The 23,040-nt window shown below is 66.1% G+C and carries 21 protein-coding genes and 1 riboswitch; of the genes, 15 read left to right on the top strand and 6 right to left on the bottom strand.

Features of this window, described 5'->3' with window-relative positions; translation table 11 throughout:
* The first annotated feature begins 69 nt into the window (after nucleotides 1–69).
* Nucleotides 70–282: riboswitch (cobalamin riboswitch) on the top strand.
* A 100-nt stretch (nucleotides 283–382) separates the two neighbouring features.
* The 4 genes from cobW (at nucleotide 383) to B4L76_RS00765 (ending at nucleotide 6,904) form a co-directional block, all read left to right on the top strand.
* Nucleotides 383–1,450: a cobalamin biosynthesis protein CobW gene (cobW, locus tag B4L76_RS00780; protein WP_296229818.1), complete on the top strand. Its 1,068-nt coding sequence runs from the start codon at nucleotides 383–385 to the stop codon at nucleotides 1,448–1,450.
* 3 nt (nucleotides 1,451–1,453) lie between these two features.
* A complete protein-coding gene (gene cobN, locus B4L76_RS00775) occupies nucleotides 1,454–5,215 on the top strand; it encodes a cobaltochelatase subunit CobN (protein ID WP_296229817.1) in 3,762 nt (1,253 codons plus the stop codon).
* 1 nt (nucleotide 5,216) lies between these two features.
* Nucleotides 5,217–6,236, top strand: coding sequence for an ATP-binding protein (locus B4L76_RS00770; RefSeq protein ID WP_296229816.1), 1,020 nt, complete (start codon nucleotides 5,217–5,219; stop codon nucleotides 6,234–6,236).
* A 101-nt stretch (nucleotides 6,237–6,337) separates the two neighbouring features.
* Nucleotides 6,338–6,904 (top strand): vWA domain-containing protein, encoded by a 567-nt coding sequence (locus B4L76_RS00765; protein ID WP_296229815.1) that lies wholly within the window; start codon nucleotides 6,338–6,340, stop codon nucleotides 6,902–6,904.
* Between the two features lie 106 nt (nucleotides 6,905–7,010).
* Here B4L76_RS00765 and B4L76_RS00760 read toward each other — a convergent pair whose 3' ends face one another.
* Nucleotides 7,011–7,277 carry a hypothetical protein gene (locus tag B4L76_RS00760; protein ID WP_296229814.1) on the bottom strand — a complete coding sequence of 89 codons (267 nt, stop codon included), beginning with the start codon at nucleotides 7,275–7,277 and terminating at the stop codon, nucleotides 7,011–7,013.
* 342 nt (nucleotides 7,278–7,619) lie between these two features.
* Here B4L76_RS00760 and B4L76_RS00755 point away from each other — a divergent pair, with 342 nt between their 5' ends.
* The gene (locus tag B4L76_RS00755) at nucleotides 7,620–8,945 is read left to right on the top strand and encodes a sigma-54 dependent transcriptional regulator (RefSeq protein ID WP_296229813.1); all 1,326 of its coding nucleotides are present in this window, start codon (nucleotides 7,620–7,622) and stop codon (nucleotides 8,943–8,945) included.
* Nucleotides 8,946–9,005: 60 nt separating this feature from the next.
* On the opposite strand, the gene B4L76_RS00750 is transcribed toward B4L76_RS00755, so the two are convergent.
* Together B4L76_RS00750 and B4L76_RS00745 are read right to left on the bottom strand one after the other, a co-directional pair.
* Entirely contained in the window at nucleotides 9,006–11,006 is a 2,001-nt protein-coding gene (locus B4L76_RS00750) for a peptidase U32 family protein (RefSeq protein ID WP_296229812.1), read from the bottom strand.
* Nucleotides 11,007–11,255: 249 nt separating this feature from the next.
* The gene (locus B4L76_RS00745) at nucleotides 11,256–11,636 is read right to left on the bottom strand and encodes a RidA family protein (RefSeq protein WP_296229811.1); all 381 of its coding nucleotides are present in this window, start codon (nucleotides 11,634–11,636) and stop codon (nucleotides 11,256–11,258) included.
* A 137-nt stretch (nucleotides 11,637–11,773) separates the two neighbouring features.
* On the opposite strand from B4L76_RS00745, the gene B4L76_RS00740 reads away from it, so the two are divergent.
* On the top strand, nucleotides 11,774–12,466 hold the full coding sequence (locus B4L76_RS00740) for a tRNA (adenine(22)-N(1))-methyltransferase (protein WP_296229810.1): 693 nt from the start codon (nucleotides 11,774–11,776) through the stop codon (nucleotides 12,464–12,466).
* A gap of 1 nt (nucleotide 12,467) precedes the next feature.
* On the opposite strand, the gene B4L76_RS00735 is transcribed toward B4L76_RS00740, so the two are convergent.
* Entirely contained in the window at nucleotides 12,468–12,728 is a 261-nt protein-coding gene (locus B4L76_RS00735; RefSeq protein ID WP_296229809.1) for a DUF2790 domain-containing protein, read from the bottom strand.
* Between the two features lie 120 nt (nucleotides 12,729–12,848).
* On the opposite strand from B4L76_RS00735, the gene B4L76_RS00730 reads away from it, so the two are divergent.
* Entirely contained in the window at nucleotides 12,849–13,781 is a 933-nt protein-coding gene (locus B4L76_RS00730; protein WP_296229808.1) for a LysR family transcriptional regulator, read from the top strand.
* A gap of 164 nt (nucleotides 13,782–13,945) precedes the next feature.
* On the opposite strand, the gene B4L76_RS00725 is transcribed toward B4L76_RS00730, so the two are convergent.
* A complete protein-coding gene (locus B4L76_RS00725; protein ID WP_296229807.1) occupies nucleotides 13,946–15,097 on the bottom strand; it encodes an acyl-CoA dehydrogenase family protein in 1,152 nt (383 codons plus the stop codon).
* A 16-nt stretch (nucleotides 15,098–15,113) separates the two neighbouring features.
* Nucleotides 15,114–16,184, bottom strand: coding sequence for an enoyl-CoA hydratase/isomerase family protein (locus tag B4L76_RS00720; RefSeq protein WP_296229806.1), 1,071 nt, complete (start codon nucleotides 16,182–16,184; stop codon nucleotides 15,114–15,116).
* Nucleotides 16,185–16,481: 297 nt separating this feature from the next.
* Here B4L76_RS00720 and mdcA point away from each other — a divergent pair, with 297 nt between their 5' ends.
* From mdcA to madL, 8 genes are all read left to right on the top strand, one after another.
* Nucleotides 16,482–18,143, top strand: a complete 1,662-nt coding sequence (gene mdcA / locus B4L76_RS00715; RefSeq protein ID WP_296229805.1) for a malonate decarboxylase subunit alpha — start codon at nucleotides 16,482–16,484, stop codon at nucleotides 18,141–18,143.
* Nucleotides 18,143–19,045 carry a triphosphoribosyl-dephospho-CoA synthase gene (locus tag B4L76_RS00710; protein ID WP_296229804.1) on the top strand — a complete coding sequence of 301 codons (903 nt, stop codon included), beginning with the start codon at nucleotides 18,143–18,145 and terminating at the stop codon, nucleotides 19,043–19,045. The genes mdcA and B4L76_RS00710 overlap by 1 nt, the downstream gene beginning before the upstream one ends.
* A 1-nt stretch (nucleotide 19,046) precedes the next feature.
* Complete coding sequence (locus B4L76_RS00705) at nucleotides 19,047–19,346, top strand: malonate decarboxylase subunit delta (protein WP_296229803.1); 300 nt, start codon at nucleotides 19,047–19,049, stop codon at nucleotides 19,344–19,346.
* A complete protein-coding gene (locus tag B4L76_RS00700) occupies nucleotides 19,339–20,187 on the top strand; it encodes a biotin-independent malonate decarboxylase subunit beta (protein ID WP_296229802.1) in 849 nt (282 codons plus the stop codon). Before B4L76_RS00705 ends, B4L76_RS00700 begins: the two co-directional genes overlap by 8 nt.
* Complete coding sequence (gene mdcE, locus B4L76_RS00695) at nucleotides 20,184–20,975, top strand: biotin-independent malonate decarboxylase subunit gamma (protein WP_296229799.1); 792 nt, start codon at nucleotides 20,184–20,186, stop codon at nucleotides 20,973–20,975. The genes B4L76_RS00700 and mdcE overlap by 4 nt, the downstream gene beginning before the upstream one ends.
* 1 nt (nucleotide 20,976) lies before the next feature.
* Nucleotides 20,977–21,591, top strand: coding sequence for a malonate decarboxylase holo-ACP synthase (locus B4L76_RS00690; protein WP_296229798.1), 615 nt, complete (start codon nucleotides 20,977–20,979; stop codon nucleotides 21,589–21,591).
* Nucleotides 21,588–22,508, top strand: a complete 921-nt coding sequence (mdcH, locus tag B4L76_RS00685) for a malonate decarboxylase subunit epsilon (RefSeq protein WP_296229797.1) — start codon at nucleotides 21,588–21,590, stop codon at nucleotides 22,506–22,508. Before B4L76_RS00690 ends, mdcH begins: the two co-directional genes overlap by 4 nt.
* A gap of 111 nt (nucleotides 22,509–22,619) precedes the next feature.
* Nucleotides 22,620–23,039: a malonate transporter subunit MadL gene (madL, locus tag B4L76_RS00680; protein WP_296229796.1), complete on the top strand. Its 420-nt coding sequence runs from the start codon at nucleotides 22,620–22,622 to the stop codon at nucleotides 23,037–23,039.
* Nucleotide 23,040: the final 1 nt, after the last annotated feature.

Here is a 23,040-nt window from a genome sequence, read left to right as displayed (position 1 = left end):
GCGGCGCTCGATCTCACAGGCGCCAAAAGAATCGCGGCGAGCCAATGGTTGACCACCCGCCAACCACTGCGTAGCCTTGCACTTCGAGGTTCTTCGGCCAGGCCGAAGCTAAGACGGGAACGCGGTACAAGCCGCGGCTGCCCCCGCAACTGTAAGCATCGACAACGGATCGACACAGCCACTGCGCCAGCGCGCGGGAAGGCGTCGTCCTGCCAGCCTGCCGCAGCGGCGTGCAACTGGAGTGGTGCAAGCCAGGAGACCTGCCTCGTCACGTTTTCGACTTTCAACCGGGCGGGGTGATCCGGTGGCGAACAAGCCCGGCTGGCCTGGCCTGCGGCTGTCGTCCTGCATGCCCGCGCCAATCTGCCAAGGGCAATGCGACATGAAAACACTGGCCAAGCTTCCCGTCACCATCGTCACCGGCTTCCTCGGCTCGGGCAAGACCACCTTGTTACGGCACATGCTCGACAATGCCCAGGGCCGCCGCATCGCGGTGATCGTCAACGAGTTCGGCGAGCTGGGCATCGACGGTGAAATCCTCAAGCAATGCAGCATCGGTTGCACCGAGGAGGAAGCCAGCGGACGGGTCTACGAACTGGCCAACGGCTGCCTGTGCTGCACCGTGCAGGAAGAGTTCTTCCCGGTCATGCGCGAGCTGGTGGCACGCCGCGGCGACCTCGACCATATCCTCATCGAAACCAGCGGCCTGGCCCTGCCCAAGCCACTGGTGCAAGCGTTCCAGTGGCCGGAAATCCGCAATGCCTGCACCGTCGATGCGGTGATTACCGTGGTCGACAGCCCAGCGGTGGCCGCCGGCACCTTTGCCGCCTACCCGGAGCAGGTCGATGCCCAGCGCAAGCTCGACCCCAACCTCGACCACGAGTCGCCGCTGCACGAACTGTTCGCCGACCAGTTGGCCAGCGCCGACCTGGTGGTGCTGAACAAGGCCGACCTGATCGACGCTGCGGGCCTGGCCAAGGTCCGCGCCGAAGTGGCCGAAGAACTGCCACCGGCAGTCAAGGTGATCGAAGCCAGCAGCGGCAAGCTGCCGCTGGACGTGCTGTTGGGCGTGGGCGCCGAAGCCGAGGCGCACATCGATGGCCGCCGCACCCACCACGATGCGCACCATGATGGCGATGACCATGACGAGCATGACCACGACGCCTTCGATTCGATCTCGATCGACTTGCCAGAGGCCGACGAAAGCCTGCTGCTCGATGCCCTGACCCAATTGGTGGTCGACTTCGGCATCCTGCGCGCCAAAGGCTTCGCCGCCATCCCGGGCAAGCCGATGCGCTTGCTCGTGCAAGGTGTGGGTACCCGTTTCGACAAGCACTTCGACCGCGCCTGGCGTGCCGACGAGCCACGCATCACCCGCCTGGTGCTGATCGGCCAGGACCTCGACGCTGCCCGTCTGGAAGCACGCCTGCGCCAGGCCCTGGGCGCCTGACCCATGCACCTGCTGCGGACCCAGCCCGGCGGCTTCGTGCCGGATGACAGCATTGCCGACCTTGGCCAGACCCCCGCCGAGCTGGTGATCCTCTGCAGCGGCGATTCGCACCTGGCATTGCTCGCTGATACCGCCGAGCTGTTGCCCGAGGATTTTCCCAGCCTGCGCCTGGCCAACCCGATGCAGGTGCAGAACCATGCCTCGGTCGACCTGTACGTCGACCAGGTGCTGCGCCATGCCAAACTCATCCTGGTGTCGCTGCACGGTGGCGTGGGTTACTGGCGCTATGGTGTCGAGCAACTGGTCGAGCTGGCTGCCCGTGGCGTACAGCTGATCCTGGTGCCGGGCGATGATCGCCCGGACCCGGAGCTGACCCGCCTGGGCACCGTCAGCGACGAGCAGGCCGAGCGCCTCTGGCATTACCTGCGCCAGGGCGGCAAGGCCAATGCCATCAACCTGTTCAACTGCCTGGCCAGCCAGTGGCTGGGCCGCGACTATCCGTGGGACGAGCCACAGCCCTTGCCGCGCACTGCGGTGTATCACCCGGCCAAGGGCAGCGCCACGCTGCAGGACTGGTACCCGCAGTGGCATCCCGAACAGCCGGTGGCACCGCTGCTGTTCTACCGCTCGCACCTGCAGGCGGCCAATACCGCGTTCATCGACGTGTTCTGCCAGCGGCTGCAGGCCGCCGGGCTCAACCCCCTGCCGATCGCCGTGGCCAGCCTGAAGGAAAGCGCGTGCCTGGAGCAGGTCGAAGCCTGGCTGGACGAGGTCGACGCCGAGGTGCTGGTCAATACCACCGGCTTTGCCCTGTCCAGCCCCGAACGGCCCAACTTGCGCCCGTTCCGCCGTGACATCCCGGTACTCCAGGCCATTTGCGCCCAAGATAACCAGCTCGGCTGGGAAGCCAGCGAGCAGGGCCTTGGCGCGCGCGACCTGGCCATGCACATTGCCTTGCCGGAACTGGACGGGCGCATCATCACGCGCCCGGTCAGTTTCAAGGACCTGGCCTGGCGCAGCGAGCGCAGCCAGTCCGACGTGGTCTGCTACCGCGCCCACCCCGAACGCATGGATTTCGTCGCCGAGCTGGCCCGTCGCTGGGTCGAGCTGGCGCGCCTGCCGAATGCCCAGAAGCGCGTGGCCCTGGTGCTGGCCAACTACCCGACCCGGGATGGCCGCATTGGCAACGGCGTCGGTCTGGATACGCCAGCGGCTGCGTTGAACATCCTCAAGGCGCTGCGGGCCGAGGACTACCCCCTGGCGGAGTTGCCGGGCAGCGGCACGCAGCTGATCCAGCTGTTGCTGGGTGGAGTGACCAATGACCTCGACCAGCTGGATCTGCGCCCCTGTGCGCAAAGCCTGAGCCTGGCCGACTACCAGGCCGCCTTCGACCGACTGCCCGAAGCCAACCGCCAGGCGGTGCTGGAGCGCTGGGGGGCGCCGCAGCAGGACCCGATGTACCGCAGTGGCCGGTTGATGGTCGCCGGCCTGCGCTTCGGCCTGACCTTCGTCGGCATCCAGCCGGCACGCGGCTACCAGGTGGACCCCAGCGCGGTCTACCACGACCCCGACCTGGTACCGCCGCATGGCTACCTGGCGTTTCACTTCTGGCTGCGCCATGCCTTTGCCGCCGACGCGGTGATCCACGTGGGCAAGCACGGCAACCTCGAATGGCTCCCCGGCAAGGGCGTCGGCTTGTCGGCACAGTGCTGGCCGGACGCGTTGCTCGGCCCGCTGCCGAACATCTACCCGTTCATCGTCAATGACCCGGGCGAGGGTGCCCAGGCCAAACGGCGCACCCAGGCGGTGATCATCGACCACCTGATGCCGCCGTTGACGCGCGCCGAAACCTACGGCCCCTTGCGCCACCTGGAGCAGCTGGCCGATGAATTCTATGAAGCGCAACTGCTCGACCCAAGGCGCGCACGCGAACTGCAGCGCGACATCCTCGAACTGGTCAAGGCCAACCACATCGACCGCGAGCTGCAACTGGAAGGGCAGTTGGACGACGCTGCCGTGTGGCTGCCGCGCCTGGACACCTACCTGTGCGACCTGAAGGAATCGCAGATTCGTGATGGCTTGCATGTGTTCGGCCAGTCGCCGCAAGGGCGGCTGCGCCTGGATACCTTGCTGGCGCTGTTACGGGTCGAGCGAGGCGATGGGCGCGGCGGCAATGCCAGCCTGCTGCGCGCCCTGGCCAAGGCGCTGGTGCCGGGCTTCGACCCGCTCGATTGCGACCTCGGCCAGCCATGGCAGGGGGCGCGTCCCGAGCGCCTGCTGGCCATCAGTGCTGAGCCTTGGCGCACCTGTGGCGACACCCGCGAGCGTCTTGAGCTGTTGGCGCTGCAGGTGATCGAGCAGGCACTGGATGGCACTGCACGGTTACCGGACAAGGGCGAATGGCAGCCGGTGCATGACGTGGTGCAGGCCCTGCGCGAAGCGGTGGCCCCCAGCCTGGATGCCTGCGGTGACGCTGAAATCAGTGGCTTGCTGGCCGCGCTGGCGGGGCGCTTCGTGCCTGCCGGGCCCAGTGGTGCACCCAGCCGTGGGCGCCTGGATGTGCTGCCCACCGGTCGCAACTTCTATACCGTGGATGTGCGCAACTTGCCCACCACCACGGCCTGGCGCCTGGGCTTCGCTTCCGCCAACCTGATCCTCGAACGCCACCTGCAGGACCACGGCGACCACCTGCGCCAGCTCGGCCTGTCGGTGTGGGGCACGGCGACCATGCGCACCGGTGGCGACGACATCGCCCAGGCCATGGCGTTGATGGGCGTGCGTCCGGTATGGGCCAGCGGCAGCCAGCGCGTCGACGATTTCGAAATCCTGCCGTTGAGCCTGCTCGACCGCCCGCGGGTGGATGTGACGTTGCGCGTTTCCGGGTTTTTCCGCGATGCCTTCGGCAATCTTATCCGCCTGTTCGATGCTGCGGTGCAGGCGGTCGCCGCGCTGGAAGAGCCAGACGACCTCAACCCCTTGGCCGCCCGCGTGCGCAGCGAGCGTGCCACGCTGCAGGCGCAGGGGCTGGATGCCGCGCAGGCCGCACGCCAGGCCGGCTGGCGGGTGTTCGGCGCCAAGCCCGGGGCCTACGGCGCCGGGGTACAGAACGCCATCGACGGGCGCCTGTGGCACAGCCGCGAAGACCTGGCCGAGGTCTACCTCAACCACGGCGGTTATGCCTACGGTGCCAGCGACGACGGGACACCGGCCCGCGCCCAGTTCGCCCAGCGCCTGGCCAGGGTGCAGGCGGTGTTGCAGAACCAGGACAACCACGAGCATGACCTGCTCGACTCCAACGACTATTACCAGTTTCAGGGCGGCATGCTGGCGGCGTCGGAAACCCTTTCGGCAACGGCCGTGGCCAGCTATCACGGCGACCACAGCCAGGCCGACCGACCACGCATCCGTACCCTCAAGGAAGAGCTGAACCGGGTCATCCGCGCCCGTGCGCTCAATCCGAAATGGATCGACGGGGTCAAGCGCCATGGCTACAAGGGGGCGTTCGAGATGGCGGCGACGGTCGACAACCTGTTTGCCTTCGATGCCACCACGCACCTGATCGACGACCATCATTACCAGTCGCTGGCCGATGCCTATGTGCTCGATCCGGCGACCCGCGACTTCATGCGCGAGCACAACCCCGAGGCCTTGCGCGACCTTACCGAGCGCCTGCTGGAGGCCCAGCAACGTGGCCTGTGGCTGGCGCCGGGCGATTACCGCGAAGCCCTCGAGGAGCAACTGCTCGACGGCGAGGAACAGGCTTGAAATGAGTGAACCCGTGCAATTCCCGCTGGCTGCCGTGGTCGGTGCCGACGAGCTGAAACTGGCGCTGTGCCTGACCGCCATCGACCCGAAGATCGGCGGTGTGCTGATCGAGGGGCCGCGTGGCATGGCCAAGAGCACCCTGGCCCGTGGCCTCGCTGACCTGCTGGGTGGGGGGCCGTTCGTCACGCTGCCGCTGGGGGCCAGTGAGGAACGCCTGGTTGGCACCCTCGACCTGGATGCCGCGCTCGGCCAGGGCAAGGCGCAGTTTTCCCCGGGCGTGCTGGCCCAGGCCGATGGCGGCGTGCTGTACGTCGACGAGGTCAACCTGCTGCCCGATACCCTTGTCGACCTGCTGCTCGACGTGGCGGCCAGCGGTACCAACCGCGTCGAGCGTGACGGCATTTCGCACAGGCACAATGCGCGCTTCGTACTGATCGGCACCATGAACCCGGAGGAGGGCGAACTGCGCCCACAGTTGCTCGACCGCTTTGGCCTGAACGTGGCCCTGGAAGGTTTGCCCGAGCCCGGGGCGCGCCAGCAGATCATTCGTCGCCGCCTGGCGTTCGACACTGACCCGCAAGCCTTCTGCGCGCAATGGGCCCAGGCTCAGGCGCAATTGCGCGAACGCTGCCAGGCCGCTCGTCAGGCCCTGGCCGAAATTGCCCTGGACGACCAGGCGCTGGCCTGGATCACCGAGCGCTGCTATGCCGCAGGGGTCGATGGCCTGCGCGCCGACCTGGTCTGGTTGCGGGCTGCACGCGCTCACTGCGCCTGGCGCGGCGGCGCAGCCATCGAAGAAGCCGACGTCGAGGCGGTGGCAGAGTTTGCCTTGCGCCACCGCCGCCGGGTCACGCCTCAGGCCAGCCCATCTTCGCCACCCCAGGCAGAGCAGCAGCCCCTGCCACAAGATGCCCGCCAGTCGGGTGAGCAGGGCGGGCAGGGTGACTGGGGGGCGTTGCCGGCACAGCCGGTCGCCAGTGGCGCCCGCCGTGAGGTGCCGAACTGGGCAAAAAAGCCCTGAGCATCCCCCAGTCAACCGCCAAGGGGCCGGATGCCAAAGCAGGCGCAGGCAAGCAGGACGGTGTCCGCACGGGCCGAGCGCGCACTGCCGACAGCGGCCGGGTGGCCTGGCTGCCGACCCTGCTCAAGGGCCGGCCACGGCTGCGCCAGGACCTGTGCTGGCAGCAGCGCCAGGCTCGCCCCGCAGAGTTGTGGCTGGTTATCGTCGATAGCTCGGCCTCGACCCGGCGTTACCAGGCGCTGGCGCAGACCAAAGGGCTGCTGGCGACGTTGTTCGACCAGGCATACCGCCAGCGCGCCCGGCTGGCCCTGCTGACTGCCAGCGGGCATACGCCGCAATGGCAGCGCCATGGCCTGAAGGCTTCGGCCGCCTTGCAGCCATGGTTGCAAGCCTTGGGGGCCGGTGGCGGGACGCCGTTGCTCGCAGCGCTGGCCCAGGCCCGGCATTGGCTGCAGGCGCGGCAACGCGCCCACCCGCATGAAGCGCAGCGTTGCCTGGTGTTCACCGATGGCCGCCTGCAGCACTGCAACGGCGTGCAGCCGATGCCATGTGCCACATTGCTGGTAGATATGGAGCTGGCGCCGGTGCGCTTGGGCCGCGCTCAGCGCCTGGCAGAACAACTGCAAGCGGATTATCAGCACTTGCAACAGTTCAGAATCGTGGATTGAAAACGGCTTGCGCGACACTATGTCGCAACAGGAAACATGCCAGAACTGCAACTGGCTAATTTGTCCAAGTGCGTACTGGCGCACGCACTTGATTGACCGGCTTATATTATTTCGGCATCGACCACGGTTGCAGGTCGTAGCCTTTTTCGCTCAGTTCTGCGCGCACTTCCTCGAGCAGGCTGGCCCACTGGGCCGGGTCGGAATAGATGCGCGACGACACTTGCTTGCTGCCGATGCGGGTGCTGGTCCGGTCGATCACTGCCAGGCTCAGCTCACCAGTACCGTTGGGTGCATCCCAGGCTATGCACTGGAAGGGTTCGAAGGCGTGGTCGGCAATCAGCAGTGCTTCGTTGACACGGAGCGGGGCATTCATGGTTCGGTCTCTCTATTGGTCCCAAACATCCAGATAAAGTCCGCGTTGCCTGGAAGTCGCCTCAATGGTCGCGAACTGCAGCGCGGGGTTATGTGTACTGATGCTCTATGTCCGGGGGCAAGTCACACAGGCGTTGTAAATTTTTTGCAGGGCGGGCTTCCATTACTGCCCTCGCCGCCATGTGATGTCGATAAAATGCGAAAATTCCCATGGCAGATTGTAAAAAAATAATTCGACAGACAGACGGTACTGGGAACTGTCAACTTCGTTGCTACTGTTAATCGGGCGCCACAACTTGCTGTTTTATTTCAAAAAACCAAAAACTGGCGCCAAGGATCGGTCATGCAACAGCCAGCTGCCCAACGCCGTTTGCTCATCGTTGACCCTTGCGATGATTGCCACCGTTTGTTGCCAGGCCTGCGTATCGCAGGCTGGGATGTACACAGCTGCATGCTCGGGGCCGCGCTGGATCACCCGTGCGATGTGGGCCTGCTGCGCTTGCAGGCCGGCCACCTGAGGCACCCGGATGCGGTCAAGGACCTGATCAAACGCAGCAATACCGAATGGATTGCCGTGCTCAGCGCCGAACAACTGCGCATGCCGGCGGTCGGTGATTTTGTCTGTGAGTGGTTTTTTGACTTCCACACGCTGCCGTTCGACGTTTCCCGGGTACAGGTCACCCTGGGCCGTGCCTTCGGCATGGCCCGCCTGCGCGGCAGGGGTGTGCGCAGGGTGGACGACACCCCCCATGAGCTGCTCGGTGACAGCCGCCCGATCCGCGAATTGCGCAAGCTGCTGGGCAAGCTTGCGCCTACCGAGTCACCGGTATTGATTCGCGGGGAAAGCGGTACCGGCAAGGAGCTGGTCGCCCGCACCCTGCATCGCCAGTCGCAGCGCAGCGAGCAACCGTTCATCGCCATCAACTGCGGGGCGATCCCTGAGCACCTGATCCAGTCGGAATTGTTCGGCCATGAAAAGGGGGCCTTCACCGGTGCCCACCAGCGCAAGATCGGGCGCATCGAAGCCGCCCACGGTGGCACGCTGTTCCTCGATGAAATTGGTGACCTGCCGCTAGAGTTGCAGGCCAATCTGCTGCGCTTCCTGCAGGAAAAGCACATCGAAAGGGTGGGGGGCAGCCAGCCGATCCCGGTGGATGTGCGCGTGCTTGCGGCCACCCACGTGGACCTGGAAAGGGCCATCGAGCGAGGGCGTTTCCGTGAGGACCTGTACTACCGGCTCAACGTCCTGCAGGTGGTAACCGCACCGTTGCGCGACCGGCATGGCGACTTGTCCATGCTGGCCAACCATTTTGCCCAGCTCTACAGCGCGGAAACCGGGCGCCGCCCGCGCTCGTTCAGCGATAACGCGCTGGCGGCAATGGGCCGGCATGACTGGCCGGGCAATGTTCGCGAGCTGGCCAACCGGGTTCGCCGCGGGCTGGTACTTGCCGAAGGCCGGCAAATCGAGGCGCAGGACCTGGGCCTGGAAACGCCCGACCAGGCCCGATCGCCACTGGGCACGCTGGAGGAGTACAAGCACCGGGCCGAGCGCCAGGCCCTCTGCGACGTGCTCAACCGGCACAGTGACAACCTGAGCGTGGCAGCCAAGGTCCTGGGCATCTCGCGCCCGACGTTCTATCGCTTGCTGCACAAGCACCAGATACGCTGAACGGGCGGCTTGCCCGGTGCCGGAGACCGGGCCTACTTGCAGGGGCGCTTGCAAGCCAGGTCAATGCGGCCCGCGCGGAATGGTCTTGAGCAGGTCTTCAGGGCTGATGTGGCCGACCACCTGGGCCACCGCGCTGCCTGGGCTCGGCAGGTCGATGATGTGGCTTTTCATCTTGCCGATGACATGCATTTCGCACGGTTTGCAGTCGAACTTCAGGGTCAGCACTTCGTCACCCTGTATCAGCTGCATCGGTGCCACCTTGGTGCGCACGCCGGTCACGCCCTTGGCCTGCTTGGGGCACAGGTTGAAGGAGAAACGCAGGCAGTGCTTGGTAATCATCACCGGCACCTCGCCGTGCTCTTCATGAGCCTCGTAGGCCGCATCGATCAGCTGCACACCATGGCGGTGGTAGAAGTCGCGGGCTTTCTGATTGTAAACGTTGGCCAGGAACGACAGGTGCGACTCAGGGTACACCGGCGGCGGGGTGGTCTCGGCCTTGCGCCCGCCACGCGGGTGCGCCTGCACCCGTGCTGCGGTCAGGGCCTCGATGGCTTCGCGACGCAGGGCCTTGAGCTGCGAGTTGGGGATGAAGTACGCCTGCGGAGCGTCCAGTTCGATGCTGTCGGCGTGGTACATGGTGGTTCCCAGCTGGCCAAGCAGGTCGTGCAACTGCTCCAGCGCCTGCTGCGGCTTGTTGGCCGGGCCGAACGGGCCGTCCAGTGCCACCTGCGCGCTCACTCCCTCCTCGCTGGTGACGGTCAGCGCCAGGCGCTGCTCGCGCAGTACCGCATGCCACTGCACGCCGACCCGGCGCTCGGCCGAGGTGCGTTGCAGGGCCTGCTGCCAGTTGTGGTCGAGGTTGCGCGACAGCGGGTGGTTGGGCCGCAGCTTGTGCAGGCCTTCGGGCATTTCGTTGGGCTCGACGCGGTAGTGGTAGCGCTTCTCGCCATCTTCCTCGAACTCGCCGCGCAGCTCTGCGATGTTGGCGCGAAAGCCCACCACCTCGCGCTTGACCAGCACGTTGAGGCCGTCACCGTTGGTCAGCGGCACTTCGGTGACTACCTGCAGGTCACGCTTGCCGACCTTTTCCACGACGCCCACCGGCAGGCCGGTAAAGGTTGGCGAATCGAAGGCACCAATGTCGACCTTGCGGTCGGTGACGAAGTAGTCGGTACTGCCACGGTGGAAGGTCTTGTCCGGGTCGGGCACGAAGAAATGTTCGGTGCGACCACTGGAGGCGCGGGCCAGCTCCGGGCGGTCTTCGAGGATGGCGTCGAGTTCCTTGCGGTAGTGGGCGGTGATGTTCTTCACGTACCCCACGTCCTTGTAGCGGCCTTCGATCTTGAACGAGCGCACGCCGGCATCGACCAGGTCGCGCAGGTTGGCGGTCTGGTTGTTGTCCTTCATCGACAGCAGGTGCTTCTCGAAAGCCACCACGCGCCCCTGATCGTCCTTCAGGGTGTAGGGCAGGCGGCAGGCCTGGGAGCAATCGCCACGGTTGGCGCTGCGGCCGGTCTGCGCGTGGGAGATGTTGCACTGGCCGGAGAAGGCCACGCACAGCGCACCGTGGATGAAGAATTCAATGGCGGCATCGGTTTCGGCGGCGATGGCGCGGATTTGCTGCAGGTTCAGCTCACGGGCCAGCACCAGCTGGGAGAAACCGGCCTGGTCGAGAAACTTGGCTCGCGCCAGGGTGCGGATGTCGGTCTGGGTACTGGCGTGCAGCTCGATCGGCGGGATGTCCAGTTCCATCACGCCCAGGTCCTGCACGATCAGGGCGTCGACGCCGGCGTCGTACAACTGGTGAATCAGCGTGCGCGCGGGTTCCAGTTCGTTGTCGTGGAGGATGGTGTTGATGGTGGTGAAGACGCGTGCGTGGTAGCGATGGGCGAACTCGACCAGTCCGGCGATATCGCTGACTTCGTTGCAGGCATTATGGCGCGCGCCGAAGCTCGGGCCGCCGATATAGATGGCGTCAGCGCCGTGCAGGATCGCTTCGCGGGCGATGGCGACGTCACGGGCAGGGCTGAGCAGTTCCAGGTGGTTCTTTGGAAGGGACATGTCTTTATAGGTTCGGGCTGGCACGGTTTAGGCAGGCATTGTAGCGGCGAAAGCGGCCGGCGGCACCATTGCGGTGCCGAGAGGTGTCGGTCGCTAGCGGATGCGGTTCCGTGCAGGAGCGGCCTTGCGACGCGGTGGGCGGCGACGCGGCCTCGGCGACATTGGCGGCGCAGCTGATGGCCTGGCGCGCTGCGCCCCCTTTCGCGAACTACAAGGCTGCCCCTGCAGGGAGTGTGCGTTGTGGATCGATCAGCGCTTGGCGGCCATTGCGGTCACTTCCACGCGCATGCCTTCCACCGCCAGCGCGGCCACGCCCACCGCAGCGCGTACCGGCCAGGGCTTGCTGAAGAAACGCTGGTACACCTCGTTGAACGCCGCGCGGTCGGCCATGTCGGTGAGGTAGATGGTCAGGTGCAATACCCGGTCCATGCCGCTGCCGGCCTTTTCCAGGGCAACCTTCAGCGCCTGCAGGGTGCACTCGCTCTGCGCGACGATGTCGCCCAGTTCCAGGCTGCCATCGGCGTGGGTCGGGATCTGGGTGGTGACCAGTACGCCATTGAATTCGGCGACGTCAGAGGAGATCGATTCGGCGTCCGGGTCCGGGGTGTAGATGATGTCTGCATTTGCCATGGTGTGACTTGCCTTGCAACGGAAGGAAAGCGGCAAGCCTACGCGAGCGCGCTGGCCCGGTCGAGGGCAGCCCGGTGTTTGAAATATGCGGCGTTCGCCGTCAGAATCGCGCCCCATTGCAAAGCCAGGGGGCTACCTTGAACGAACAGACCTTGTCCAGGCGCCTGGAGCGTGTGGCAGCCCATGTGCCGCAGGGCGCGCGCCTGGCCGACATTGGCTCGGACCATGGCTACCTGCCGGTGGCCTTGATGTTGCGCGGCGTGCTGGAGGCGGCGGTTGCCGGTGAGGTGGCGCCAACGCCATTCGCCTCCGCCCGGCGCAACGTGCGCAGGAACGGCCTGGAAGGCCGGGTCGGCGTGCGCCTGGCCGATGGCCTGGCCGCGATCGAGCCGCAGGACCGTATCTCGGTGATCAGCCTCTGCGGCATGGGCGGCGATACCATGTGTGGCATTCTCGAGGCCGGCAAGCAGCGCCTGGCCGGCGTCACCCGCCTGGTGCTGCAACCCAATGGCGGTGAGCGCGAACTGCGTCAATGGCTGACGGACAATGGTTTGCGCATCGTCAGCGAAGAACTGTTGCGGGAGAACCGCTTCGACTACGAGATCATCGTCGCCGAGCCCGGTACGGCGGCATACAGCGCCGAACAGTTGTACTTCGGCCCGCTGCTGTTGCAGGAGAAGAGCGAGGCGTTCCTGGTCAAGTGGCGGCGCATGCTGCGGCAGAAGCAGCAGACCCTGGCCAACTTCGAACGTGCCCGCGATGCGGTGCCTCAGGCGAAGATCGATGACTTCAACCAGCAGGTGCGCTGGATCAACGCGGTACTGGCCTGACTCACTGCTGCGAGCAGTTGCCCATCTCCCGGTAGTCGATCTCGCGCTTTTGTCCCTGATGGTCGACATACACCATGTGCGCGGTGCCAACCTGGCAGTCGGCGGCATTGCTGGGTGGTGTGATGGAGATGACCTTGGCCACGTCCAGCGGCATGCCGTATTGATAGTGGCTGCTCACCGGCTGGCTATTGCCGGTGTCGGCGAAGGCGCCGAACGAGGCGAGGGTGGTGGCGACGACAAGGGCCGGGATCGAGCGTTTCATGGAGGGCTCCTTTTTCAATGGATGACTCATGATGGATTCATTGGTCATCCACAATAAATGGGCCAATCCGTGATAGATTCCTGCCTGCGGCGCAAGAATACATCGAACAAGGAGCCCTCCATGGACATGCTGCATGCCATGCGTACCTTCGCCCGGGTAGTGGAATGCGGCAGCTTCGCTGCGGCTGCCAATGCCCTGGACATTTCCGCAGCGCAAGTGTCGCGCATTGTTGCCGAGCTGGAAAACCAGCTGCAGACCCGCCTGTTGCACCGTACGACGCGGCGTTTGCGCATGAGCGAAGCTGGCGAGCGGTTTCTTGAGCGTTCCCGGCAGATCCTGCTGTTGACCGAGGAAGCGGTGGGCGAAGCCCGTGGTGCACACCTGACCCCGCGTGGCCGCCTGCGCCTGCATTGCCCGCATGGGCTGGGGCTGTTGCTGATGCCGCTGGTGGCCGGCTACAACGCCCTGTGCCCGGAGGTGGTGATCGAGCTGACCCTGTCCCAGCGCAACCCGGACCCGCTGGCCGAAGGGCATGACGTGGTGATCACCGTAGACGGTGCCCTGCCGGATTCGCAGTTGATTGCCGTGCCGCTGGGCAACATCTTCAGCATCCCCTGCGCGGCGCCCAGCTACCTGCAGGCCCACGGTGTACCCGAACGTCCGGAAGACCTGCACCAGCACCGTTGCCTGCGCATGGCCTACCCGATGTACGAAGGTGACTGGGTGTTCCCGCAGGGGGGGGACCAGTGCGTGATCGCGCCGAACGACAGTTTCTCCACCAACGTCGCCGACGCCATGCTGGTGGCCAGCGAGCTGGGCATGGGCATTGGCCTGTTGCCGTTCTATACCGCCAGCCAGGCGATCGAACAAGGGCGCTTGTGCCGGCTGCTGGCGCCGTACCGGCTGAGGGAGAATGCGCTGTACGCGATGTACCCGTCACGCCATTACCTGGATGCCAAGGTGCGGACCTGGATCGATTACCTCAAGGAGCAGTTGCCGGCGTTGTTCGAGGGGCATACCAGCGTGGTGGATGATGCGCGTTATTGGCGCTGACTTGTGGCCTGAAGTGGCTAGCGCCTTTGTACATGCCTGCACTGGCCATATCGTCGGCAAGCCGCCTCCCACAGGGTACTGCACCAGGTTTGACACCGATGCGGTCGGTGTGAGCGCTGGCTTGCCGGCCATGGGCCGCACAGCGGCCCCGGCATTGCGGCTATTTACAGAGGGTAGTGCTTCAACTCCCGGGCAATCAGCATCCGCTGGATCTCGCTCGAGCCTTCATAGATCTGCGTGATCCGCGCATCGCGGTAGTAGCGCTCCACCGGGTAGTCCTCCAGGTAGCCATACCCGCCATGCACCTGGATCGCCATCGAGCACACCCGCTCGGCCATTTCCGAGGCGAACAGCTTGGCCTGTGACGCCTCCGACAGGCACGGCCTGGCCGCGCTGCGCAGGCGCGCGGCATGCAGGATCAGCAGGCGCGCGGCATTGACCTGTACCTGCATGTCAGCCAGCAGGTTGGCGATGCTCTGGTGCTCGTTTATCGGCTTGCCGAATTGCACGCGGTCACGTGAGTACAGCAGCGCCGCCTCGAATGCGGCACGGGCAATGCCCAAGGCTTGGGCGGCGATGCCGATTCGGCCGCCTTCGAGGTTGGACAGGGCAATGGCCAGGCCCTTGCCACGTTCACCGAGGATATTGGCAGCGGGGATGCAGCAGTTGTCAAAGGTCACCGCACAGGTATCGGAGGCGCGGATGCCCATCTTGTGCTCGCTGCGGTCGACCTTGAAGCCCGGGTTGTCGGTGGGTACCAGGAATGCCGACAGGCCTTTTTTGCCCAGCTCGGGGTCAGTCACCGCGAAGACGATCGCCAACCCGGCGCGGCGGGCGTTGCTGACGAACTGCTTGGCGCCGTTGATTACCCACTGGCCGTCCACCAGCTCGGCGCGGGTGCGCAGGTTGTGCGCTTCGGAGCCGGCCTGCGGTTCGGTCAGGCAGAAGCAACCGATGACCTCGCCGCTGGCCAGGCGCGGCAACCACTGCTGTTGCTGCTCCGCCGTGCCGTAGGCCAGCAGCGGGCCGCAGCCCACCGAGTTGTGGATACTCATCATCGCCCCGGTGGCACCGCAGCCGGCGGCGATTTCTTCCACGGCCAGGGCGTAGGCGACATAGTCGGTATAGCTGCCGCCGAACTGTTCCGGCACGACCATGCCGAGCAAGCCCAGTTCGCCCATCTTGCGTACCACGCCATCGTCGATCCAGCCGGCCTTTTCCCAGGCCTGGGCATGCGGGGCGATCTCGCCACGGGAGAAGTCCCGGGCCATGTCGCGGATCATGATCTGTTCTTCGCTCAGTTCCAGGTCTTGCATCTGTGTACTCCCCGGCTCACAGGCCTTCGAAGAATTGATCGACGCGCTGGCGCTGCAAGGCGGCCAGGGTCGGCGGGTTCCAGCGTGGCTGCTTGTCCTTGTCGATGATCAGTGCACGTACGCCCTCGATGATGTCGCCGTGCTGGAACCACTGACGGTCCAGGTGCAGCTCCATGGCAAAGCACTCCTCAAGGCCCAGGTGGCGGCCGCGGCGCAGCATCTCCAGGGTAACCGCCATGGCCAGCGGCGAGCGGCTTTCCAGCTGGTCGGCGGTGGCCACGGCCCAGGCGTGGCTGTCGCCAATGCTGACCGCCCGCAGTTGCTCGACGATCGCCGACACATCGGGCAGGGCGAAGAAGTGGTCGATGACCGGGCGCAGTTTTTCCAGCGGGGCATTGTCGAGCGCCTGGGTGCCAAGCCTGGCCAGCAGGTTCTGCAGGTCCTTGAGCGGGTGGTCGCCGAAGCGCAGCTGGTCGAGGCCTTGGTCGAGGGCGGCGAGCTTGTCGCTGGCCAGGTACCAGTCGGCCAGGCCGCAGTACAGCGCATCGGCGGCCTGGATCTGGGTGCCGCTGACGCCCAGGTAGGTGCCCAGTTCGCCGGGGATGCGCGACAGGAAGTAGCTGCCGCCGACATCCGGGAAGTAGCCAATGCCCACTTCAGGCATGCCCAGGCGGCTGCGCTCGGTGACAACGCGCAGCTCGCAGCCCTGGGCCAGGCCCATGCCGCCGCCCAGGGTGAAGCCGTCCATCAGCACCAGTACCGGCTTGCGGTAATGGTGGATGGCCAGGTCGAGCGCGTATTCCTCGACGAAGAAGGTTTCATGCAGTGTTTCGCCAGCCTTGAAGCTGTCATGCAGCGAACGGATGTCGCCACCGGCACAGAAGCCTTTGGGGCCCTCGCCACGCAGTACCACGGCTTGCACCTGCGGGTCGCTGGCCCACAGGTCGAGGTGGCGGCGCAGGCTGCGCACCATGTCCAGGGTCAGGGCATTGAGGCCGGCAGGGCGGTTCAGGGTCAGGTGGCCGATGTGGTTGCGGACTTCGGCCAGTACAGGGTCGGTGGCTGAGGTAGTAGCGTGCGCAGTCATTGCGTTCTCCCTGCTTTGTTATTGATTTTCCAAGTGAAGTCTGGAGTTCGCTGGAGGATCGCAGAATCCTGTCATGCGAATTTACCGTGCACAATCGACAAATCTGCAGGGGGATTCTGCATTTTTACCTTGGCAAGGATATCGCCACTCTAGCAACAATTCGCCTGGCCCTCGAACGTAGGCAGTCGACCCCGGCATTCGTTAACCTGGCCGTAACGATCAGCCCGTGAGCTTGATTGATGCGCCAGCTCCCCCGGCCCTAAGGTGGTCCCACGACAGCGAACCCGTGGAGTCACCATGACAACAACACAGCATCCACCGCCGCAATGGTCGCGACGGCGCGCCGAGAAGCAGCGCCGCCTTGACCGGGTACGCCACCTCGCCGATGGCGTCGTGCTGCCCACCGAACGTATCGTCGAAGCCCTGGAACTGCTGCTGGCCCCCGGCGACCGGGTGGTACTGGAAGGCAACAACCAGAAGCAGGCCGACTTTCTCTCGCGTGCGTTGGCCAAGGTCGACCCCGGACGCCTGCATGACCTGCACATGATCATGCCCAGCGTCAGCCGCGCCGAGCACCTGGACCTGTTCGAACGCGGCATCGCGCGCAAACTGGATTTTTCCTTCGCCGGCCCGCAGAGCCTGCGCATTGGCCAGTTGCTGGAAGACGGCCTGCTGGAAGTGGGGGCCATCCACACCTACATCGAACTGTACTCGCGGCTGCTGGTGGACCTGATTCCCAACGTCACCCTGGTGGCAGGCTTCATGGCCGACCGCGACGGCAACCTCTACACCGGCCCCAGCACCGAAGACACCCCGGCGCTGGTGGAGCCTGCCGCCTTCAGTGACGGCATCGTCATCGCCCAGGTCAACCAGCTGGTGGACCGTGCCGCTGACCTGCCACGGGTCGATATTCCGGCATCCTGGGTGGATTTCATCGTGGTCGCCGACCGGCCCTTCTATATAGAACCGTTGTTCACCCGCGACCCGCGCCATATCAAGCCGGTGCATGTGCTGATGGCGATGATGGCCATCCGCGGCATCTACGAAAAACACCAGGTGCAGTCGTTGAACCACGGCATCGGCTTCAATACCGCTGCCATCGAACTGATCCTGCCGACCTACGGTGAATCCCTTGGGTTGAAAGGCAAGATCTGCCGCAACTGGACGCTCAACCCACACCCGACGCTGATCCCGGCCATCGAGACCGGCTGGGTAGAAAGCGTGCATTGCTTCGGCACCGAACTGGGCATGGAGGACTACATCGCCCAGCGCCCCGATGTGTTCTTCACCGGTCGCGATGGCTCGCTGCGCTCCAACCGCATGATGTGCCAGCTGGCCGGGCAGTACGCCGTCGACCTGTTCATCGGCGCCACCCTGCAGGTGGATGGCGATGGCCACTCCTCGACTGTGACGCGTGGCCGCCTGGCCGGCTTCGGTGGCGCGCCGAACATGGGCCACGACCCGCGTGGCCGGCGCCATGCAAGCCCGGCGTGGCTGGACATGACGGTGCCGGAAACGCTGCTCGAACGTGGCCGCAAGCTGGTGGTGCAGATGGTCGAGACCTACCAGGATGGCGGCAAGCCCACCTTTGTCGAAACCCTGGATGCCGTGGATGTGGCCAGGCAAGCCGGCATGCCGCTGGCGCCGGTGATGATCTATGGCGACGACGTCACCCACCTGTTGACTGAAGAAGGTATTGCCTACCTGTACAAGGCGCGCAGCCTGGAGGAACGCCGGCAGATGATCGCCGCTGTGGCCGGGGTCACTGTCATCGGCCTGCGTCACGCCCCCAAGGACACCTTGAGCCTGCGTCAGCAGGGCCTGGTTGCCTTGCCGGAAGACCTCGGCATCCGCCGCACCGACGCCAGCCGCGAGCTGTTGGCCGCGCGCAGCATTGCCGACCTGGTCGAATGGTCCGGCGGCCTGTACAACCCGCCCGCACGGTTCAGGAGCTGGTGATGAACGCACTCGACATCCACGAAACCGGCGCGCTCCCGGTAGAGCCGGGCTGGCCCGCGAAGAGGCCAGCCCGGACCAGCGAAATCTCCCTGGCCGACCACCTGGCCGACCTGGCCGTGGAAGCCCTGATCGACGAAGCCGACCTGTCGCCCAAGCCCGGTCTGGTCGACCGCCGCGATAACGGCGCCCACCACGACATGACTCTGGGCCTGATGCATGCCTCGGCGCTGGCCCTGTGGCCATGCCTGCGGCAAATGGCCGAAGCCGCCCAGGCCATCGGCAGCATCGGCCAGGCGCTGCGCGCCAGCCTCGGCCATATCGGCCGCGAAGGCGAGGCGGCGATGCTGGCTGCCACCGGCGGGATCAACACCCACCGTGGTGCCATCTGGGCACTGGGCCTGCTGGTCGCGTCCAGGGCCCTCGGTGGCGGCGCTGATGCCGCTACCCTGGCCGCCCGCGCCGGGCGCATCGCGCTGCTTGACGACCCGGCCACGATTGCGCATGACAGCCACGGTCAGCAGGTGCGCCGCCGCTATGGTTCGGCGGGCGCCCGCGAACAGGCCCAGCAAGGCTTCCCCGCGGTCATCGGCCACGGCTTGCCACAACTGCGGCGCAGCCGCACCAACGGCGCCAGCGAGCCGCATGCCCGGCTTGACGCCTTGCTGGCGATCATGGCCGTGCTCAGCGATACCTGCGTGCTCTGGCGCGCCGGCCCACAAGGCCTGCAAGCCCTGCAGCAGGGCGCCCGCGCGGTACTCGAAGCCGGCGGTAGTGCCACCCTGGGCGGTCGCCGCCAGCTGCGGGCGCTGGACGCTCGACTGTTGCGCCTGAACGCCTCACCGGGCGGTGCCGCCGATCTGCTGGCCGCCTGCCTGCTCCTCGACAAAGCCGGGAGCCTGTGACATGGAAACCCTGACCTTTCAATTCCCCGCCGCCGAGCCGGGCCGTGGACGCTCGCTGGTGGGTTGCGTCAGCTCTGGCGACCTCGAAGTACTGATCGAACCTGGTACCGCCGGCACCTTGCAGGTCCAGGTGGTGACCTCGGTCAACGGTAGCGGTGCCCGCTGGACGCAGTTGTTCCAGCGCCTGTTCGAAGGCCACACCTGGCCGGCCATGAATATCGCCATCCATGATTTCGGCGCTACTCCAGGCGTGGTCCGCCTGCGCCTGGAACAAGGCTTCGAGGAGATTGCCCATGACTGACACTGCACGCTTGCTGCGCAGCCGCAGCTTTGTCGAACTGGGCGCCCGCCAGCGTGCCCGCGCCTTGCTCGACCCCGGCACTTTCCGCGAGCTGCTGGGGCCGTTCGACCGGTTGATGTCGCCTTGGCTGCCACGCCAGGGCATCGTGCCGCAGGCCGACGATGGCGTGATCATCGCCAAGGGGCGGCTGAACGGGCGCAGCGCCGTGGTCGCGGCCATCGAAGGCGGCTTCCAGGGGGGCAGCATGGGCGAGGTGGGCGGGGCCAAGATCGCGGGTGCGCTGGAACTGGCCAGCGAAGACAACCGCAACGGCATCCCCACCTGTGCCGTGTTGTTGCTGGAAACCGGCGGTGTGCGCCTGCAGGAAGCCAACCTGGGGCTGGCCGCGATTGCCGAGATCCAGGCGGCGATCGTCGAACTGCGCGAATGGCAGCCGGTGATCGGCTTGGTCGCAGGCTCGGTCGGCTGTTTCGGCGGCATGGCCATCGCCGCTGGCCTGTGCAGCCATTTGCTGGTTACCCGTGAGGCGCGCCTGGGCCTCAACGGCCCCCAGGTGATCGAACAGGAGGCCGGCATCGCCGAGTACGACGCCAGGGACCGACCGCTGATCTGGGGCCTGACCGGTGGTGAGCAGCGTCATGCCAGCGGGCTGGCGGATGGCTACATGACCGATGACATCGAGGCCCTGCGCGAACGCTTGCTGCAACTGCTCGACGAGCCTTCCAGGGAGCGTGCCAGCCAGTACGACTGGTTCCTTGGGCGCCTGGCGCGGCTGGGTGTTGCCTGCCCGCAACTGGACGCCACCGCTGTACGCGCCCTCTACCAAGGAGAAAGCAAATGAACCGAGCCTTGAACTGGCTGCCGGGCCTGGCCGGCGGGCCCGCCTTGCCGGGCTACCCGGCGTCGTTGCGAGTAGTCGACGGTGAACTGGATAACCGCCTGGCGCGCTTCATTGCCGTAGTGCCGGATGCCGACAATCCTTTCCCCCGGGCCCGTTCGGGCGAAGTCGGCTTGTTGGAGGGCTGGGGCCTGGCCAAGGCTGTGAGCCAGGCAGTCGAGGCTGACCGTGACAGTCAGAAGCGGGCTATCGTCGCCGTGATCGACGTGCCCAGCCAGGCCTATGGCCGCCGCGAGGAGGCGCTGGGCATACACCAGGCGCTGGCGGCCGCGGTGCAGGCCTATGCCCAGGCACGCCTGGCCGGGCACCCAGTGATCGGCCTGCTGGTCGGCAAGGCCATGTCCGGTGCCTTCCTGGCCCACGGCTACCAGGCCCAGCGCCTGATCGCCCTGGACGATGCCGGGGTCATGGTGCACGCCATGGGCAAGGCGGCGGCAGCGCGGATCACCCTGCGCAGTGTCGAGCAACTGGAGGCGCTGGCTGCCGAGGTGCCACCCATGGCCTACGACCTGGCCAGCTACGCGTCCCTCGGCTTGCTGTGGCGTCGGTTGGCAGTAGCGGATGCCGCGGCACCGAGCGCCGCCGACATTGCCAATGTGCGCGCCTGCCTGGCCGAAGCCGTGCGGGATATCGGCGCCTCGACTGATTTGTCATCGCGGCTGGTGGGTGAGCACCGCAGCGCCTCGCGCCAGGTACGCGAACAGCTGCGCCAGCAATGGCAGGGCGTTTGAGATGAACGCGCCAAGGCCGCACGACCTGCTCTGGGGGATGCCTGCCTCGGGCCTGCCTGGCGATGCCCCGCCATGGGCGCGAGACGTATTGCTCGACGGCCAGCCGGTGGTGGTGCGTCGAGCCATCGGTAACGCCGGCTGGGTGGCGGTGGGGCTACGCGGCCAGGGCCGGGCGCGGCGCCTGGCGGCAATGATGCGCCTGGCGGATATTCAGCGTCGACAAGGCCCCGAAGCACTGCGCTGGCAAGCACAAAGCCGTTGGCCTGCCTTGCAGGCTTTGGTCTCGGTCACCCCGTTACTGGACGCCAGCGGCCTGGCCTGGGGGCCTACCGGCGCGGTCGGCTACCAGATTGCCAGCGGTAGCCAAGTCGTCCACGCCGCCAGCGACCTCGACTTGTTGCTGTATACGCCCCAACCGCTACCCCGTGCGCAGGCGCGGGAGCTGCTGGATGCTCTCGATTGCGCACCGTGCCGTATCGATGTGCAGCTGGAAACGCCGGCGGGCGGCATCGCCTTGCGCGAGTGGGCTGGCCTGGGCCGCCGCGTGCTGCTCAGGGCGGCGCAGGGGCCACGCCTGGTCAGCGACCCATGGGCAGCCCTGGAGCGTGCCGCATGAGCAGCCTGTTTGCCTTCCCTGGCCAGGGCGCACAGCAGGTGGGCATGCTGCAGCGTTTGCCTGAGGGTGCCGGGCGATTGCTCGAAGAGGCCAGCGACATCCTCGGCCAGCAGGCGCTGGCGCTGGACAGCCAGCAGTCGCTGCAGACGACCCGTGCGGTGCAGTTGTGCCTGCTGCTGGCTGGCGTGGCCTGGGCACGCTGGCTGATGCAACGGAGCCCTGCGCCGGACTATGTGGCGGGCTTGTCGATTGGTGCTTACCCCGCGGCAGTCACGGCAGGCGCCCTGGATTTTGCCGACGCCGTGCGCTTGGTTGCCCTGCGCGGCGAGCTGATGCAGCGCGCCTATCCGCAAGGTTATGGCATGACTGCCCTCAGTGGCCTGGACCTGGCCGGCGTGGAGCGCCTGCTGATGACGGTGGGCGGCGAGGTCTATGTGGCCAATCTCAACAGCGACACTCAGATCGTCATCGCGGGAAGCGACTCGGCGATGGCTGCCGTGGCTGACCAGGCGCGTCGGCTAGGGCAGGGCATGGCCCGGCGGTTGGCGGTCAGCGTGCCGTCGCATTGCCCGCTGCTGGCGGGCCCCGCGGCGGAACTGGCCCGTGCGTTCGCCACGGTAGAACTGCGGCACCCACGCATCCGCTATCTCAGTGGCAGCAGCGCACGCCCGGTGTGCGACCCACAGCACCTGCGCGACGACCTGGCCGGCAACATGGCGCGGCTGGTCGACTGGCGCGGTACGTTGCGCAACGCCTATGAGCGCGGCGTGCGCCTGCATCTGGAAATGCCGCCCGGCAGTGTACTCAGCGGGCTGGCCAGGCCGGTGTTCGTACAGGGCCGGGTGATGACCGTCGAAGGCAGCCGTTGGGACAGCCTGGATGCGCTATTGCGCCAGGGGGTGGCCGACGATCGATGAGGGCAGCTGCCTGGCGGCGGCCGACGTGGGCCCGCAAATAGGCAATGCCGTGCACGTGGGTTCACCAAGGACAACAACAAGCAACTTCGACACTACCTGAGGACAATAACAATGATTATCTATGGTGTGGCTCTGCTGGCGGTCTGCACGCTTGCCGGCGTCATCGTCGGCGACTTCCTGGGCGTGCTGCTGGGTGTCAAATCCAATGTGGGCGGGGTCGGCATCGCCATGATCCTGCTGATTTGCGCGCGCCTGTACATGCACCGCAACGGTGGCATGAGCAAGGAATGCGAATTCGGCGTGGGCTTCTGGGGCGCCATGTACATCCCGGTGGTGGTGGCCATGGCGGCCCAGCAGAACGTGGTCACCGCCCTGCACGGCGGGCCGGTAGCGCTGTTGGCAGCGGTAGGCGCAGTACTGGTGTGCGGCGCGACCATCGCGGTGATCAGCCGCAGCCATCGTGGTGCCCCACTGCCGACAGAACCCGGGCCCGAAAGCAACGTGCAGGCCGCCCCTGCGGGAGGGCGTTGAT

The sequence above is a fragment of the Pseudomonas sp. UBA4617 genome (genome assembly GCF_002386445.1).
In the GTDB taxonomy this organism is placed as follows: domain Bacteria; phylum Pseudomonadota; class Gammaproteobacteria; order Pseudomonadales; family Pseudomonadaceae; genus Aquipseudomonas.
Note: the sequence above shows the minus strand (reverse complement) of the source record. Positions and strands in the feature narration are given on the sequence as shown.